The organism is Bradyrhizobium sp. GW821-FHT13H06, assembly GCF_058803975.1.
Genome location: NZ_JBXAPN010000014.1, coordinates 150,313 through 164,971, shown reverse-complemented (window position 1 = coordinate 164,971; position 14,659 = coordinate 150,313). Strand labels below are relative to the sequence as shown.

Annotated in this window: 13 protein-coding genes; 1 reads left to right on the top strand and 12 read right to left on the bottom strand. The window is 63.9% G+C overall.

Annotation, left to right across the window (positions count from 1 at the left end):
- The 4 genes from AC1RQP_RS36795 to AC1RQP_RS36780 form a co-directional block, all read right to left on the bottom strand.
- Complete coding sequence (locus AC1RQP_RS36795; protein WP_492942266.1) at window positions 1-177, bottom strand: hypothetical protein; 177 nt, start codon at window positions 175-177, stop codon at window positions 1-3.
- Window positions 178-280: 103 nt separating this feature from the next.
- Window positions 281-799, bottom strand: coding sequence for a septal ring lytic transglycosylase RlpA family protein (locus AC1RQP_RS36790; RefSeq protein WP_492942264.1), 519 nt, complete (start codon window positions 797-799; stop codon window positions 281-283).
- Window positions 800-1,049: 250 nt separating this feature from the next.
- On the bottom strand, window positions 1,050-2,702 hold the full coding sequence (locus AC1RQP_RS36785) for an NAD-dependent malic enzyme (protein ID WP_492942262.1): 1,653 nt from the start codon (window positions 2,700-2,702) through the stop codon (window positions 1,050-1,052).
- Window positions 2,703-2,988: 286 nt separating this feature from the next.
- A complete protein-coding gene (locus AC1RQP_RS36780; protein ID WP_492942260.1) occupies window positions 2,989-5,319 on the bottom strand; it encodes a mechanosensitive ion channel domain-containing protein in 2,331 nt (776 codons plus the stop codon).
- A 717-nt stretch (window positions 5,320-6,036) separates the two neighbouring features.
- Here AC1RQP_RS36780 and AC1RQP_RS36775 point away from each other — a divergent pair.
- Complete coding sequence (locus tag AC1RQP_RS36775) at window positions 6,037-6,921, top strand: MBL fold metallo-hydrolase (RefSeq protein WP_492942258.1); 885 nt, start codon at window positions 6,037-6,039, stop codon at window positions 6,919-6,921.
- A gap of 290 nt (window positions 6,922-7,211) precedes the next feature.
- On the opposite strand, the gene AC1RQP_RS36770 is transcribed toward AC1RQP_RS36775, so the two are convergent.
- The 8 genes from AC1RQP_RS36770 to AC1RQP_RS36735 form a co-directional block, all read right to left on the bottom strand.
- Complete coding sequence (locus tag AC1RQP_RS36770; protein ID WP_194392461.1) at window positions 7,212-8,249, bottom strand: patatin-like phospholipase family protein; 1,038 nt, start codon at window positions 8,247-8,249, stop codon at window positions 7,212-7,214.
- Window positions 8,246-9,175, bottom strand: coding sequence for a polyphosphate kinase 2 family protein (locus tag AC1RQP_RS36765; RefSeq protein WP_492942256.1), 930 nt, complete (start codon window positions 9,173-9,175; stop codon window positions 8,246-8,248). The genes AC1RQP_RS36770 and AC1RQP_RS36765 overlap by 4 nt, the downstream gene beginning before the upstream one ends.
- Complete coding sequence (locus AC1RQP_RS36760) at window positions 9,135-10,154, bottom strand: branched-chain amino acid ABC transporter permease (protein WP_028177145.1); 1,020 nt, start codon at window positions 10,152-10,154, stop codon at window positions 9,135-9,137. The genes AC1RQP_RS36765 and AC1RQP_RS36760 overlap by 41 nt, the downstream gene beginning before the upstream one ends.
- Entirely contained in the window at window positions 10,151-11,032 is an 882-nt protein-coding gene (locus tag AC1RQP_RS36755; protein ID WP_492942254.1) for a branched-chain amino acid ABC transporter permease, read from the bottom strand. Before AC1RQP_RS36755 ends, AC1RQP_RS36760 begins: the two co-directional genes overlap by 4 nt.
- A gap of 5 nt (window positions 11,033-11,037) precedes the next feature.
- Window positions 11,038-11,742, bottom strand: coding sequence for an ABC transporter ATP-binding protein (locus AC1RQP_RS36750; RefSeq protein ID WP_492942252.1), 705 nt, complete (start codon window positions 11,740-11,742; stop codon window positions 11,038-11,040).
- A gap of 3 nt (window positions 11,743-11,745) precedes the next feature.
- The gene (locus AC1RQP_RS36745; protein WP_061879292.1) at window positions 11,746-12,513 is read right to left on the bottom strand and encodes an ABC transporter ATP-binding protein; all 768 of its coding nucleotides are present in this window, start codon (window positions 12,511-12,513) and stop codon (window positions 11,746-11,748) included.
- 15 nt (window positions 12,514-12,528) lie between these two features.
- Window positions 12,529-13,839, bottom strand: a complete 1,311-nt coding sequence (locus AC1RQP_RS36740) for an ABC transporter substrate-binding protein (RefSeq protein ID WP_492942250.1) — start codon at window positions 13,837-13,839, stop codon at window positions 12,529-12,531.
- A gap of 94 nt (window positions 13,840-13,933) precedes the next feature.
- Window positions 13,934-14,638: an NUDIX hydrolase gene (locus AC1RQP_RS36735; RefSeq protein WP_492942248.1), complete on the bottom strand. Its 705-nt coding sequence runs from the start codon at window positions 14,636-14,638 to the stop codon at window positions 13,934-13,936.
- Window positions 14,639-14,659: the final 21 nt, after the last annotated feature.

Here is a 14,659-nt window from a genome sequence, read left to right as displayed (position 1 = left end):
TCAAAGCATGGTCTGCGGGGAACGCGTGCCGCGGTGCTTGCCGGCGATGACCTCGATCTCGCGGCGGCGCTCGCGGGCGAAGGTCAGGAGCTTTTCGATCGTCAGCGTATCCGTGATCCGTTTGGCGAGCCGCTCGGCGCGCGCAGCCTGATCTTCGAGATACTGGATCGTGTTCAAGCGCCGCCTCCCCGAATGCCCCGAATTGTGTGGGCAGCCATGGTGCTTGAGAAGCAGCTAACAGCCGGTTAAGCGCGTCGCATCGGTCTTGCCGAGTCGTGCCCTATTGCACGACCTCAAGCCTGACATTGGTGATGCCCTTGTCGACCATGCCGAGCGCCTCGGCCGCAGAGGGAGTGATGTCGACCACGCGCCCGCGAATATAGGGTCCGCGATCGTTGACCCTGACGGTGACGAAGCGGCCGGAGGAGGTATCGGTGACCCGCAGCTTGGTGCCGAACGGCAGGGTCGGATGCGCCGCGGTCAACTCGTTCTTGTCGAACTTCTCGCCGCTCGCGGTTTCCGTATCCGAATAGAAGCTGGCGACGCCATGCGCGGGGGTCTGCTTGGCGTCACGGTCCGGGGCACGCGCCCGGCTGATCGGGCGTGGATGCAGCGCCGCCACCCTGTGCAGCCGCTCCACCGCGGCATGCCGGCTGGTACCGGCGAGATCGGCCTTCTGGCGGCCGACCGGCGCTTGAGCGCAGGCGGCGAGCGATGCTGCGGCGACGACCGCGAGCAGCAGCCGGCACGAGGTTACGAAGGAAATCCGGGCAGTTTCGGCACGTGCAATGCGAGACATGGTACGCCCTCCGAACGACCGGATTTTCGGTCGGCAATGAGGGCAGAACCTTGTCGGAACAAAAGCGGCTCTGGGGCCGCGGACGTTTCACGACCGGCTGTGACGATTCCACCACAGTGCGTGTTCTGAATCGGAACAGTCGGCCCTTGGCCAGCGTGCGAGGCTGCGAAATCAGGCGCCTCATCGGAGGATGGCGAGCGCCTGACCGGATTGCGTTCCGGCGATCCTGATCGCATCGCGCTTTGGGGCCTCAGTATTTCGGCTCGTACATCTGCGACTGGACCAAAGCCTTCACGTCATTCGGCGCTGGTCCGTCCGCGAGCCCGCGCTGATAGGCGACGTCGGCAACGGCCGCAGCGATGCGGACCGAGACCTCGCGGATGCGCGGCAGTGCCGGATAGAGACTGCCTTGCGTGAGGTCCTCCTTGCCGACGCAATCGGCAAGCGTATGGGCCGCCGCCATGAACATCTCGTCGGTGACGAGGCGCGAGCCGCTGGCGATGACGCCGAGGCCGACGCCGGGGAAGATGTAGGAATTGTTGCCCTGGCGCGGCACGAAGCTGCGGCCGTTGAGCTTCACCGGATCGTACGGGCTGCCGCAGGCGAACAGCGCGCGGCCCTCGGTGTAGCGATAGGCATCTTCCGCCGAGCACTCGGCCTTCGACGTCGGGTTGGATAATGCGAACACGATCGGCCGCTCGTTGAGCTCGGCCATTGTCCTGAGCACGTCGGGTGTGAAGGCGCCGCCAACCGCGGCGACGCCGATGATCGCCGTCGGCTTCAGCGTCTTGATCGCGGTGAGGAAGTCGGCGATCGGTGCCTGGTCAGTGTGGGCATAGCGGAGCTTGTGACCGGAGAGGCCCTCGCGGCCGCCGACGACGAGACCGCGGGAATCCACCAGCCAGTTGCGGCGGAGCGCCTCGGCCTCGGTGGCACCCTCGGCCATCATGGCGGAGACCACGAGATCGGCGATGCCGGTTGCGGCCTCGCCCGCGCCGAGGAACAGGATGCGCTGATCCCTGAGCTTGCCGCCGGAAATGCGCAAGCCTGAGAACAGGCCTGCGAGCGCCACCGCCGCGGTGCCCTGGATATCGTCATTGAAGACGCAGGCTTCATCCCGGTACTTGTGCAGCAGCTTGAAGGCGGAGTGATTGGCGAAATCCTCGAACTGGATCAGCACGCCCGGGAAAGTCTTTCGCGCAGCCTGCATGAACTCGTCGACGAAGCTGTCATAGGCTTCGCCGGTCAGCCGCCGCTCGCGCAGGCCGAGATAATAGGGATCGTTCAACAGCTCCTCGTTGTTGGTGCCGACATCGAGCACGATCGGCAGGCACGCTTCCGGATGCACGCCGGCGCAGGCCGAATAGAGCGAGAGCTTGCCGACCGGAATGCCCATGCCGTTGGCACCGAGATCGCCGAGGCCGAGAATACGCTCGCCGTCGGTGACGACGATCAGCTTGGCCGGATAGGGCCAGTTCTTCAGGATCTCCGCGATCTGGCCGCGATCGCGCGAGGAGATGAACATGCCGCGCGGCCGCTGGAAGATCAGGCCGTATTTCTGGCAGGCGAGCCCGACCGTCGGCGTGTAGATGATCGGCTGGATTTCGTCGATATTGTCGACGACGACGCGGAAGAACAGCGCCTCGTTGCGGTCATGCAGCGCATTCAGGGCGACGTATTTTTCCAGATCCGTCGGCAGCGTGCGCAGATTGGTGAGCACGCGCTGGGCCTGCGTCTCCATCGTCAGCACGCAAGGCGGCAGGAGGCCGCGCAGGCCGAGCGTCTCGCGCTCCGCTTCCGTGAAGGCAGTCCCCTTGTTGAGCAAGGGATCGCGCAGCAGCGTCATGCCTTGCTGCGAATTGGACGACGTCGATTGGGCAACGACCCGGGCAGGTCTATTCACGAATTCCCCCAAGGAGCTTCTATTTGAACCGCGGACATTGTCGGCCAGCGCTTCATCCAGATCAAGGACGGAGAGACTGGGCATGAACTGTGATCTCGCACCGCAGCGAGCTTTTCGCGAGCGCCTGGCAGTTGCGCGCGAGAAAAAGGGTTAACGGCGCTACTCCGGCCTGATGTCGGCCGTCACAACGAGAGGCTACCATGTCACCGTCTCGGCCTCATGAAAGCGGCCATGTTCGCGCTGCCGCATCAATCAATAGAGGCAAGCCGGAAATCTTGGGGACAGCTTATCCAGCCGCCCGCCGCGGCGTCAGACTGGCGGCGCTATCCGCTGGCGGCGCGATGTGCATCAAAATGGTCTGGGTGGCGGATGCGACCTCGATACCGTTCTGCTGGAAGCGCAGCTTCATGCGCCGGTTGAATTCGCGCTGGACCGGCCAGCGCCCGGCCTCGGTGCAGCGGATCTGGCCGACGATCGATACCATCGCACCGTCGACCTTGTCGATGCCCCAGAGCTCGAGGTCGCCGCGTATCAACGCACGGAATTCAGGCTCGCGGCGCATCTCGTCGACGATGTCCTTGAGGATCTGGCCGGCACGGTCGGTGTCCTCCTTGTAGGCGACGTTGACGCTGACCGAGGCGTTGCCCGCGCCGCGGCTGGCATTGGTGATGGTCGTGACCGCGCTGAAGGGCACGATATGGACGGCGCCGTCGCCGGCGCGCAGGCGAATGGTGCGGATCGAGACGTTCTCGACCACGCCCGAGAGCCCGGAGACGCTGACATTGTCACCGACCTGGACCGTGTTTTCCAGCAGCAGGAACAGGCCGGTGATGAGATCCTGCACCAGCTTTTGCGAACCGAAGCCGATCGCGATGCCGACGATGCCGGCACCCGCGAGCAGCGGCGCGACATTGACGCCGATCTCGCTGAGCGCCGTGAGGCCGACCACCGTGGCGATCAGGCAGAGCAGCGCCGTGCGCAGCATCGGCTGGAAGGTGCGCAAACGCGCGGCGCGGGCATAATGACCGTCCCGGGACAGCGCATTGATCTGGCGGTCCAGCAGCGCGTTGCTGGCTTCCCAGATCGCGGCTGCGATGAACACGGCAAGGCCGATCGTCACCACGGCGGAGATCAGCCTGCTGCCGATCTGGCCGCCATAGAACCAGACGATGGCGTCGACGCCCCAGACTTCGAGCACGGCGACGAAGCCGATGAAGGCGATCACACCGGACACGATCCTGCGCAGCAGCGGCAGATAGCGGTTGGCACGGGTCTCGAGGCCCGGAAAGCGCTGGAGGATCTCCGGCTTGATGCGGAAGCCGCGGTCGATCAGGCCCAGCGTCACCATGATGACGACGCGCGTGACCAGCGCCACCACGGCCGTGCCGACGAAATATTGCAGCAGCAGCGAATAGCCGTTGCGGATGTTGAGCGCCCAAACCGCCCACAATGCGAGATCGAGCGCGATGGCAGGATAGTGCCAGCCCCCGGCGATGCGATTGCGCAAACGGGCCGCAATCCCCTGCCGCTCGGCCGGCGCGCGGATGGCGTCGGCGACCTGGCGACGGCATTGCAGGATGATGACGACGATGAAGAGGTGCACGACCAGCATCACCATGCGCAGCAGCGCGGCGTAGCCGGCGCGATGCAGGCCGAGCAGCAGCGCCACATTGGCAAAGGCGATGCCGGAGACGCCGACACCGACGATGCGGCGCGCCCAGATCTCGATATAGGCGGCGGTCTCGGCGCGCACCGGGAACAGGCCGAATGGCCCCACCAGTGCCCGGACCATGCAGATGAGCCCGCGCGAGAACGCGTAGGCGTTGACGACTGCGAGGATCACGAGGCGGACGGTGGTGGGTTCGCCGATCTCGGTCCCGAGCAGTGCCGTAGCAACGCCCACGAAGACGATCACGGGAAGCAGTTCAAGCACGATGCGGCCCAGCACGAAAGGCAGCCGCAGCAACAGCTGCCAGATCCGCGCGAGGCTGTGACGGCGCTTGTGCAGTTCCGGCTCCGGGGTGACATCCGCGACCGATGACGGCGGATCGGCGATCGGCGGGGCCTGCACTGGCAGACGTGCTGTTTGCGGCGCGCGCGCTTCCAGGAACGCGACCGGACGCCGGATCAGGCGGAAGATCACCCATTCCGCGCAGAAGGCAGAACCGAACACCAGCGCCAGCTTCCAGGCGATCTCGATCAGGAGGTTGTAGGCCGCGGGATCGTTCGCGGTCCGCATGATCCAGTAATAGAACGCCGGGAAGTGCGTGAGCGTCCGCGCCATGCTGGCGATCTCACCCGAGATCTCGCCGATCTCCTCCGACACCGTGAGCAGGAGCTGCGCACCGAGGCCGTCGGCTGAGAGCGGGATCGGCGATTTTGGCTCGGGCGCGGGTTGCTGCGGACCGGACACGTTGGCGATCGCGCGGAGCGTGTCGATCATCTGCGCGCGCTTCTTGTCGTCCTGAAGGGTTTCCAGCGCGCGCTTCGCCTCGTCGGGCGACAGTGCGGCAGCGCTGTTTGCCGGCCGCGAAGACGGCTCGGCACGGGCGCCGGAGGAAGGCGAAATCGTGAGGAAGAGAGCGGCGAGGAGCGCCGCGGCCAGCTTATGCGACACGAGGATTCCCTGGAAATACGAATGCGCCGGCGGCGTCGGGACCGTCACCGACGAAGCACATGCATCATGTCGGATTGCCGCTATTCGCCCGGGTCCTGTGTCGGAAGTTGGCCTTTGAGGCGACATTCTCTTGGCATTTGCCGCAATGCAGGATCAGGAGCCGCGGCGTCAACGAAACGCCTTCGGTCCCCGTGCGCGCAAAGACCTCTCCCGTCATTGCGGAACGACGGCGAGGAGCAGGACGGCGGACAGCAGAATGTCATGAATGCCCATCGCGGCGGCCTCGTCACGGCCGTCAGACGCGATCGATGTGATGCAAAATACAGCGCCGGGAAGGTAGGGGCTTTGCCTCACTGATGCAGCCCGCTAAACCTTGTCCCGGCGTGCCGTTCGCGGTTTCTGCCGCTATGCGATAGTCCGAACGAGCTCCATCGCAATTAACGCGGCTGGATTTGCGGAGGTGGCGTCATAGACCTCCCCTTGCTCATGAGGTGGACGTTGCGTGTCGCTTGTTTGCGACCCTCGGCATGGTCCTCCTGCGACACAAAACTGTCAAGCGGGATCAAAGGCCCTAAAATCACATTTGAAGGCGCGTTCCAGGCCGTTCCCACGAGCGATTGGCCCCGTGAAAGCGGCGGAATAAATCCCTGACGGCAGCGTTTGTATCGAAGAGAATATCCGCCTCCGTCGCCCTCGTTCATGTCCGGAAAGCCAGAGATGAAAGCATCATTTTGCATCGCTGTTCTCGCTGCCCTCGTCACCGGATCAGCATTCGCGCAGAACCCGCCGCAGACGTCCACCAGGAAGGTCGACGGCACCGACAACGTCTACATCTTCCGCTATGGCGGCCATCAGTCGATGTTCGTGGTGACCCCGCAAGGCGTGATCGCGACCGATCCGATCTCCTATTTGCGTCCCGCCAAACCCTATATCGACGCGATCAAGGCGGTCACCGACAAGCCGATCAAATACGTCATCTACAGCCACCATCACTACGATCACATCGCCGGAGGCCAGCCCTTCAAGGACCTCGGCGCGACTTTCATCGCGCACCGCAAGACCAGGGAGCGCCTGCTCGAGCTGAAGAAGCAGAAATCTCTGCTCGCGGACGTCGTGATGCCGGATCAGGTGGTGGATGACAGGAAGAGCATCACGCTCGGCGGCACCACGCTGGAGCTGAACTATGTCGGCCGCAACCATTCCGACAATTCGCTGGTGATGCGGCTGCCGAAGGAAAAGCTCGTCTTCGTGGTCGACTTCGCTCCGATCGAGCAGGTCCAGTTCCGCAACATCCCCGACAACGCCTCGCCGCTGGAATATATCGCCTCGCTGAAGAAGCTGGCGTCGCTCGATTGGGAGCGGATGATCCCCGGCCATCCCTATGCCGGCGGTCGCCTCGGCACCAGGAAGGACGTCGAGGACGACATCGCCTACATGGAGGACCTCTCGGCCGAGGTGAAGAAGGCGGCGGATGCCGGCAAGTGCGTCGACGTCGCGATGAAGGAAGTGAAGCTGCCGAAATACGAGAAATGGGCGAATTACGAGACCGCGCTTCCCGCTAATATCGAGCGCTTCTGCTACTGGTGGGCTCGCGGATATTGAGGGGAGTCTACAGAGGGGAGTCTACAGAGGGCCGTGAGGGTTCAGGATAGGCAAAGGCGCCAGAGCGCCGTGCCCGCCATCCCTTTCGCATGAACAATAGTGGCCACGCTTCGCCCACCGTACCGGTCCGCGGCGATCATGACATCATGCCCCTGTTTTGCCCGACGAGTCAAACGGCTTCGCCAAATCCGTAAAGCACGAGCTGCCTCGCCAAGTCATTGATTCCGCTGGCACGGGCTACTGTGCATGGGGTTGTTTTCGTACTTTCTTGTCGATGCAGGCGGGGCGACCTAGAGAAACATGTCCGCCAGGTCGACCGTCGAGGATTTTCCGATCTGGTCGAAGTGTCGTGCCAGCCAGCTTCGTGCCGCCTCGCGGCCCTCGTCGCGCAGGCGGCACAACAGGCTCCACTCTGGGTGGAACTGCGTGGCGGTGCCGAGCTGCGACATCAACTGGTCGTTGCCGATCCAGTGCATGTACATGCGACTATGCCTGTCGCTGTCGAGCTCGCCGTCGTCGATCAGCCGCGTGGCGAAGGCGATCGCGCGCATCTCGCGCATCAGGGACGAATTGAAGCTGATCTCGTTGATGCGGTGGAGCACGTCGGCTGCGCTGGTCGGCAGCTCGTCGCGCCGGATCGCCGTGACCTGCACGATGATGACGTCGTGACTGCCCTTGCGGTAGATCAGCGGATAGATCGCGGGATTGCCGAGATAGCCACCATCCCAATAATGCTCGCCGTCGATCTCGACGGCCTGGAAATAGGGCGGCAGGCAGGCCGAGGCGAGCACGGTCTCCGCCGTGAGCAGCGGGCTCTGGAACACCTTGATCTTGCCGGTGCGCACGTTGGTGGCGTTGAGAAACAGCTGCGGCGCCTCGGGCGAGGAATTGAGCAGGTCGAAATCGACCACGCGCTGCAGCAACGCGCGGAGCGGATTGAAATGAAAGGGATTGAGCAGGCCCGGCGGCAGCGTGTGCGTCAGCGTATGGATGACGGCGTGGACCGGATGATATTCCGGCGGCAGCCTCAGCGCCTGGATCCACTGGTTCAGCGGCGACATCAAATCGTACGCCATGTCCATGCGCGACACTTCGTACCAGAAAGCGTGCAGGCTCTCCCGCGCGGCCTCAGCACCTCCGTGCGCCATGCCGGAGGCCATCGCGACCGCATTCATGGCGCCCGCACTGGTCGCGCTGATCGCCTCGATCGCGAGCCTGCCGTCCTCGAGCACCTGGTCGAGCACGCCCCAGACGAAGGCGCCGTGCGCGCCGCCGCCCTGGAGCGCGAAATTGACGGTCTTGCGGTCCGAGGTACGGTTGGCTGTCACTTGGCTTTCTTCCTGCCTCCCGTCTCCTCTTTCTCCAGCGCCTTGCGTACCTGCTCGAACTCGGCGAGGGAGGCCTTGTCGGCGCGAGGAAAGCGCAGGTCGAGCTTTTCGAGCGTCGCGTTGATCACGGAGCCGATCACGACACGGGCGAACCATTTGTGGTCGGCGGGCACGACGTACCAGGGCGCGTGGGGCGTCGCCGTGTGGCGAACGATGTCCTGATAGACCGCCTGGTAGCGAGGCCACAGCGCGCGCTCCTTGATGTCGTCCATCGAGAACTTCCACTGCTTGGCCGGATCCTCCAGCCGCTCGAGGAAGCGCTTGCGTTGCTCCTCCCTGGAGACGTTGAGGAAGAATTTCAGCACGACGGTGCCGTTGCGGCAGAGATAGCGCTCGAAGGCCGAGATGTCCTCGAACCGCTCCCTCCAGATGTGCTTGGTCACGAGCTTCTGCGGTAGCTTCTCCTTGGCGAGAATCTCAGGGTGCACGCGCGTCACCAGGCATTCCTCGTAATGGGAGCGGTTGAAGATGCCGATACGCCCGCGCTCGGGCAGCGCGATCATATGGCGCCAGAGGAAGTCATGATCGAGCTCCTTGCTGCTCGGTGCCTTGAAGGCATGAACCTCGCAGCCCTGCGGATTGATGCCCTCGAAGATCGCCTTGATCGCAGAATCCTTGCCGCCGGCGTCCATCGCCTGGAACACGATCAGGAGCGACCAGCGGTCCTGCGCGTAAAGCTTCTCCTGAAATTCGATCATCCGCTTCTTGTTCGACTCGAGGACCGCCTGCGCCTTCTCCTTGTCGAGATCGCCCCTTTCGTCGGTCTTGTGGTCCTTGAGGTGAAACTTGCCCGAACCATCGTGGCGGAATGGCGAGATGTAGCGGTCAAGTTCCTGGGCGAGCGATTTGGACGGCTTCTTGTTCATGAGCGCGGGGCACCTTGCGTTGCGGCTTCAATCGGTCGAGCAAGCTACCAAGGATGCCCTTGGGAAGGAATATGATGAAAAGGACGAGCAGCACGCCGTAGACGAGGTTGTCCCAGCCGACCGCCTTGGTGCCGAAGCCGATGCGCAACGTTTCGGCCAGCAGAATGGTGATGATGGCGCCGACGGTCGGGCCGAGCGAGACAAACAGGCCGCCGACGATGGCAGCGAACACCATCTGGAGCGACACCGCGATGCCGCTGACCGTGTCAGGCGTGATGAACATCTGGTACTGGCAGTAGATCGCGCCGGCGAGCGCCGTCATCAGCGCGCTGAGCAGCGTGATCTTCAGCTTCTCCGCCGTGACATCGACGCCGGCGGCGGCAGCGGCGTCCTCGTCCTCCGAGATCGCCTCCAGCGCATAGCGCGCCATGCTGCGATCCACCCAGTGCCAGACCACGATGCCGAAGAGCCAGATCCCGAGCGCGATCAGGTACCAGGTCGTCTTGTCGTCGAACTGCAGCGCCAGCAGCTTGTTGCCCGAGGTCCGGTTCGGCGTGTAGCCCAGCGAGCCGCCGGTGTAGTCGCGTGTTGCGGTGATGACCTGGAGCACGATGCCGGAGAGCGCCAGCGTCACCAGCACGAAATAATGGCCGGTGATGCGGAAGCGGAAGCAGGGATAGCCGACGATCAGCGCCAGCGCGCCGGCCGCGACCATGCTGATGGGGATGCCGATCCAGGGCGACAGGCCGAGGTGATTCCAGAGCAGCGCCGTGACATAGGCGCCGATCCCCATGAAGCCGCCATGGCCGAGCGAGACCAGGCCGAACCGCCCCATCATCGACCAGGAGGTGTAGGCGAACGACCAGATCAGGATCAGCACCAGGATGTGCAGATGATAGGGATCGCGATAGACGAAGGGCAGCGCGATCAGCGCCGCCAGGCCTATTCCCCAGGCTGCAAGCCGCCCCTGCCCCATCATCGGCGCCTCGCAAGCAGGCCCGCGGGCCGGATGAACATCATGACGATGAAGAAGGCGAAGGCGAGCACATAGCCCCATTCGAGATCGGAGAACAGGCCGCCGAGCGAGATGATCTCGGCGAACACGAAGGCGGCGATGAAGCCGCCGATGAAATTGCCGAGGCCCCCGAGCACGCAGATCAGGAAGGTGATCGGCCCGAAGGACAGGCCGACGAAGGGATGCACGTCATATTGCAGCACCAGGAGGCAGGCGGCGAGGCCGGCCAGCGCGCCGCCCAGCGCCGAGGTGATCAGATAGATCCGCCTGGTGTCGACGCCCATCAGCGCCATAATCTGGCGGTCCTGCGAGATGGCGCGGATCGCCGTGCCGGTGAAGGTTCGCGTCATGAACAGATAGACGGCGACCATGCCAACCAGCGCCGCCAGGAACGATAGCAGCCGTGCATAGCTGAAGTTCATTTCGCCGAAGGCAAGCACCGGCAGGCGGATGCCGAGATTGCGGAAGTCGATGCCGAAGGCGACCGTGGCAAAGCTCTGGAGCACGAACAGCACGCCGCCGGTCGCGAGCAGTTGGTTGATCGGCGGCGCGGTCAGCAGCGGCGCGATCACGAGGTAGTGCAGCGCAGCGCCAAGCACCGCGACCAGCAGGATGGTGAGCGGCGCGGCGACGAAATAGCTGAGCCCGTAGTACTGGACCATGAAGTACATGCCGTACATGCCGATCATCACGAGCTCGGCATAGCAGATCCACGTGACGTCGATGACGCCGAAGATCAGATTGAGGCCGAGCGCGAGCAGCGCCAGCACGCCGCCGAGCAGGATGCCGTTGATCACGGCCTCCAACAGGTAGATGTCGAAAATGTCCAGGAACGCCTGCATGCCCGTCACACCCCGAGATACGCTTCCTTGACCGTGTCGCTCGCCAGCATCTCGGCCGAGGTGCCGGATGCGCGGATCGAGCCGGCCTCGATCAGATAGGCCCGGTCGACCACTTTCAGCACCTGCTGCACGTTCTGCTCGACGATCAGCACGGTTAGCCCGCTGGCGCGAATCCGCTTCACCAGCTCGAACACCTGCTGCACCACGACCGGCGCAAGCCCCGCCGAGGGTTCGTCGAGCAGCAGCAGCTTCGGATTGGACATCATCGCGCGGCCGATCGCGCACATCTGCTGCTCGCCGCCGGACATGGTGCCCGCCATCTGGTGGCGGCGCTCCTTCAGCCGCGGGAACAGCTCGAACACGACGTCGAGCCGCTCGGCATAGTGCCCGCGCGCCTCCTTCATGAAGGCGCCCATCTTGAGATTGTCGTCCACCGTGAGCTGCGGAAACAGCCGCCGGTTCTCCGGCACATGCGCAATGCCGAGGCTGACGATCTTGTGCGATGGCGTCGCCACGAGGTCGACGCCTTCCATTCTGATCGAGCCGCGCGAAGGCCTGATCAGGCCGGAGATCACGCGCATCAGCGTGGTCTTGCCGGCGCCGTTCGGGCCGATGACGCCGACGGCTTCGCCGGCCTTCACGTCGAGATTGACATCGAACAACGCCTGGAAGGTGCCATAGCCGGCATTGACGCCGCGAAGCTCCAGCATCGGCTAGCCTCCCGCCCGGCGGCGCGCTTCGGCGGCCGCGGCCTGCGTGGTCTCGGCATCGGTGCCGAGATAGACCTCGATCACGCGCGGATCGCCGGCGACCGCACTCGGCAGGCCTTCCGAGATCTTCTCGCCGTGATCGAGCACCATGACGCGATCGACGACCCGCATCAGCACGCCCATGATGTGCTCGACCCAGATGATGGTGATGCCGAGCTCGTCGCGGATGTTGCGCAGCATGTCGGCCGCCTGATCCATCTCGGCCTCGTCGAGACCGCCGAGGCTCTCGTCGGCGAGCAGCAGCTTCGGTGCGGTGGCGAGCGCCTTGGCGAGCTCGAGCTTCTTCAGGCCGGCAGCGCCGAGGCCATCGACGCTGGCATGGCGATCGGTGGGCAGGCCGACCATGGCGAGCGAGCGCTCGGCCGCCTCTTCCGCCCTGGCGCGGCTGTGGCGGCCCTGGCCGTAGAAGCCGGCAAGCGCAACGTTCTCGAAAATGGTCAGGCGGCGGAAGGGGCGCGGAATCTGGAAGGTGCGGCCGATGCCGCTGTTGATGATCCGGTGCGGCGCGAGGCCCGCGATCTCGTGGCCGGCGAAAAGTATCGAACCTGATGTCGGCGCCAACGTGCCGGAGAGCATGTTGAAGATCGTGCTCTTGCCCGAACCGTTGGGGCCGATCAGACCGAGGATCTCGCCCTCGTCGACCTTGAACGACACGTTGTTCACGGCGGTGAAGCCGCCAAATCGCTTCACCAGCCCGTTCACTTCCAGCACCGCCGCTCTCCGCCGCTACTGGTTGCTGTAGGTGGTGCCTTTCGGCAGCGGCAGCACGGCCTCGCGCTGCGCCTGGCTCTTGGGCCACACCACGTAGGACTTGTCGTCGACGTACTGGATCACGACGGGGAACGAGCGCTCGTTCTGGCCGGCCATTGGCGAGCCATCGCCGTGGAATTTGACGCCGAAGCCGAGCATGGTGCCACCTTCGGGTATGTCGGTGTCGAGTGCTGCCTTGCGCAGGGCGTCGGGATCTATGCCGCCATATTTCTTGATCGCTCGCGGCAGCACGTCGGTCAGGAACAGGTAGGTGTTGGACGCAGCCATGCCGACATGAGCCGAACGGATGGCGACGCCCGGCTTGCGCTTGTCGAACTCCTCGCCAACCGCCTTGATGATCGGCGGCAGCTTCGGATCCATGCTCTTCTGGTTGGCGAGCCAGATCGAGATCGGATCGGTGTTGAAGAAGTAGTTTACGTCGGCGCCCAGGCCTTCCTTCAGCTTCTCATAGACCCCGTAGCCGGCGCCATGTCCCACCAATGCACCGAACTTCAGCCCTTGTTCGCGGGCTTGCCGGAGCAACAGGGTGATGTCGGGATTGTAGCCGGTGTGGAAGATCACATCCGGCTTGGCCCGCTTCAGCTTGGTGACCAGCGCAGACAAATCCGGAGCCGTGGCCGAATAGCCTTCCCTGAGCACGATGTTGAAACCGGCCTTCTTGGCACCAGCTTCATTGCCTTTGGCAACGTCGACGCCGTAGGCGCCGTCCTCATGGATGATGGCGACCCGCAGGTCCTTCGGATCCTTGCCCAACTTTTCCTTCGTATTCTGCGCGATGAAGTCCATCGTCATCATACCGAACTGATCGCCGGAGGCCTGCGGCCGAAACACGTATTTGTAATTCTTGTTCTCCAGCACCGCGGACGAAATGCAGGTCGTGATCCACATGAACTTCTTCAGCTGCTCGACGCGCGCTGCCACCGGCACGCACTGCGCCGAGGAAAAGAAGCCGAGCAGCATGTCGACCTTTTCCTGCTCGATCAAACGTATCGCTTCATTGATGGCGACGTCCGGCTTGCTCTGAGCATCGGCATAGATCGCCTCGATCTTGTAGCCCTCGACATCCTTCGCGCTGTACTGATCCAGCATGATTCTTGCGCCGGTATATTGCAGCTCCGAGCCGCCGCCGGCGAGCGGGCCGGTCAGATCATAGATGACGCCGATCTTGAGCTTCTTCTCCTGGGCCTCGGCGGACACCGCCAAGCCTGTCGCTGATATCGCGACCAACAGCCCACGTACCAAACGGGTAGCCATGCGCAGGCGCATCAAAACCTCCCTGGACGATTGTGCATCGCATTCTTGTTGGTTTTGCTTTTTGCCCATCACATGGGCTGAGCGCGGCGATGTCAAGCCTCGCGCATCAGCGCGAGGCGAACTGGCGCTCGACGAAGGCCGTGACAAATCGCGGCATGGACGGCCTCAGATCACCCATGTCGCGCACGAGATGAATGGCCGACAATTCAGGCTCGTCGTCACGTGCGAGATTGGCTTCGATCCGGGCGCGGGCCTCGTCGGCCGGCATGTCCAGGTTGAGGATCTGAATCATCGCAATCGCGCGGCCGGAGACGACGCAGTGCCAGTCCGCCTCCGCCGCGTAGTCGTCGGGGGTCAGCCCGGTTTCCTCCGCGATCTCGCGGACGACGCTGCCGGGAACGTCGAGGGCGCTACCCTTGACGTCGCCGAGGTCGGGCGTGCCCGACGGGAAATAGATGCGGCCCGCATTGGCGGTGTGCTGTCCCATTTCGCCCATCACGAAGGCGCCGTCGGAGGTGCGCAGTGCGCCCATGCCGAAACCGTTGAACACGGCCGTGTCTGGAAAGCCCCAGTCGCGCCAGGCGAGGAAGCTGGCGAAATCGGTCTCGAAATAGGTCGCGGCGAGATGGCGATCGGTGAACACGGCATCGCGCCCGAGCAAGACGCGGCCGTTCCAGATCTTCGGCCGCTCGCGCTGCTTCTCGGCGAAATGCGCCGCAATCTCGGCGCGCCGTTCCTCCGCGAACGGCCACACGACCGGCCGGACGGCAAGATCAAGCGTCGTGACGCGATGAATGACAGGTGACGTCATGACGGGGCGGATACCACGCCT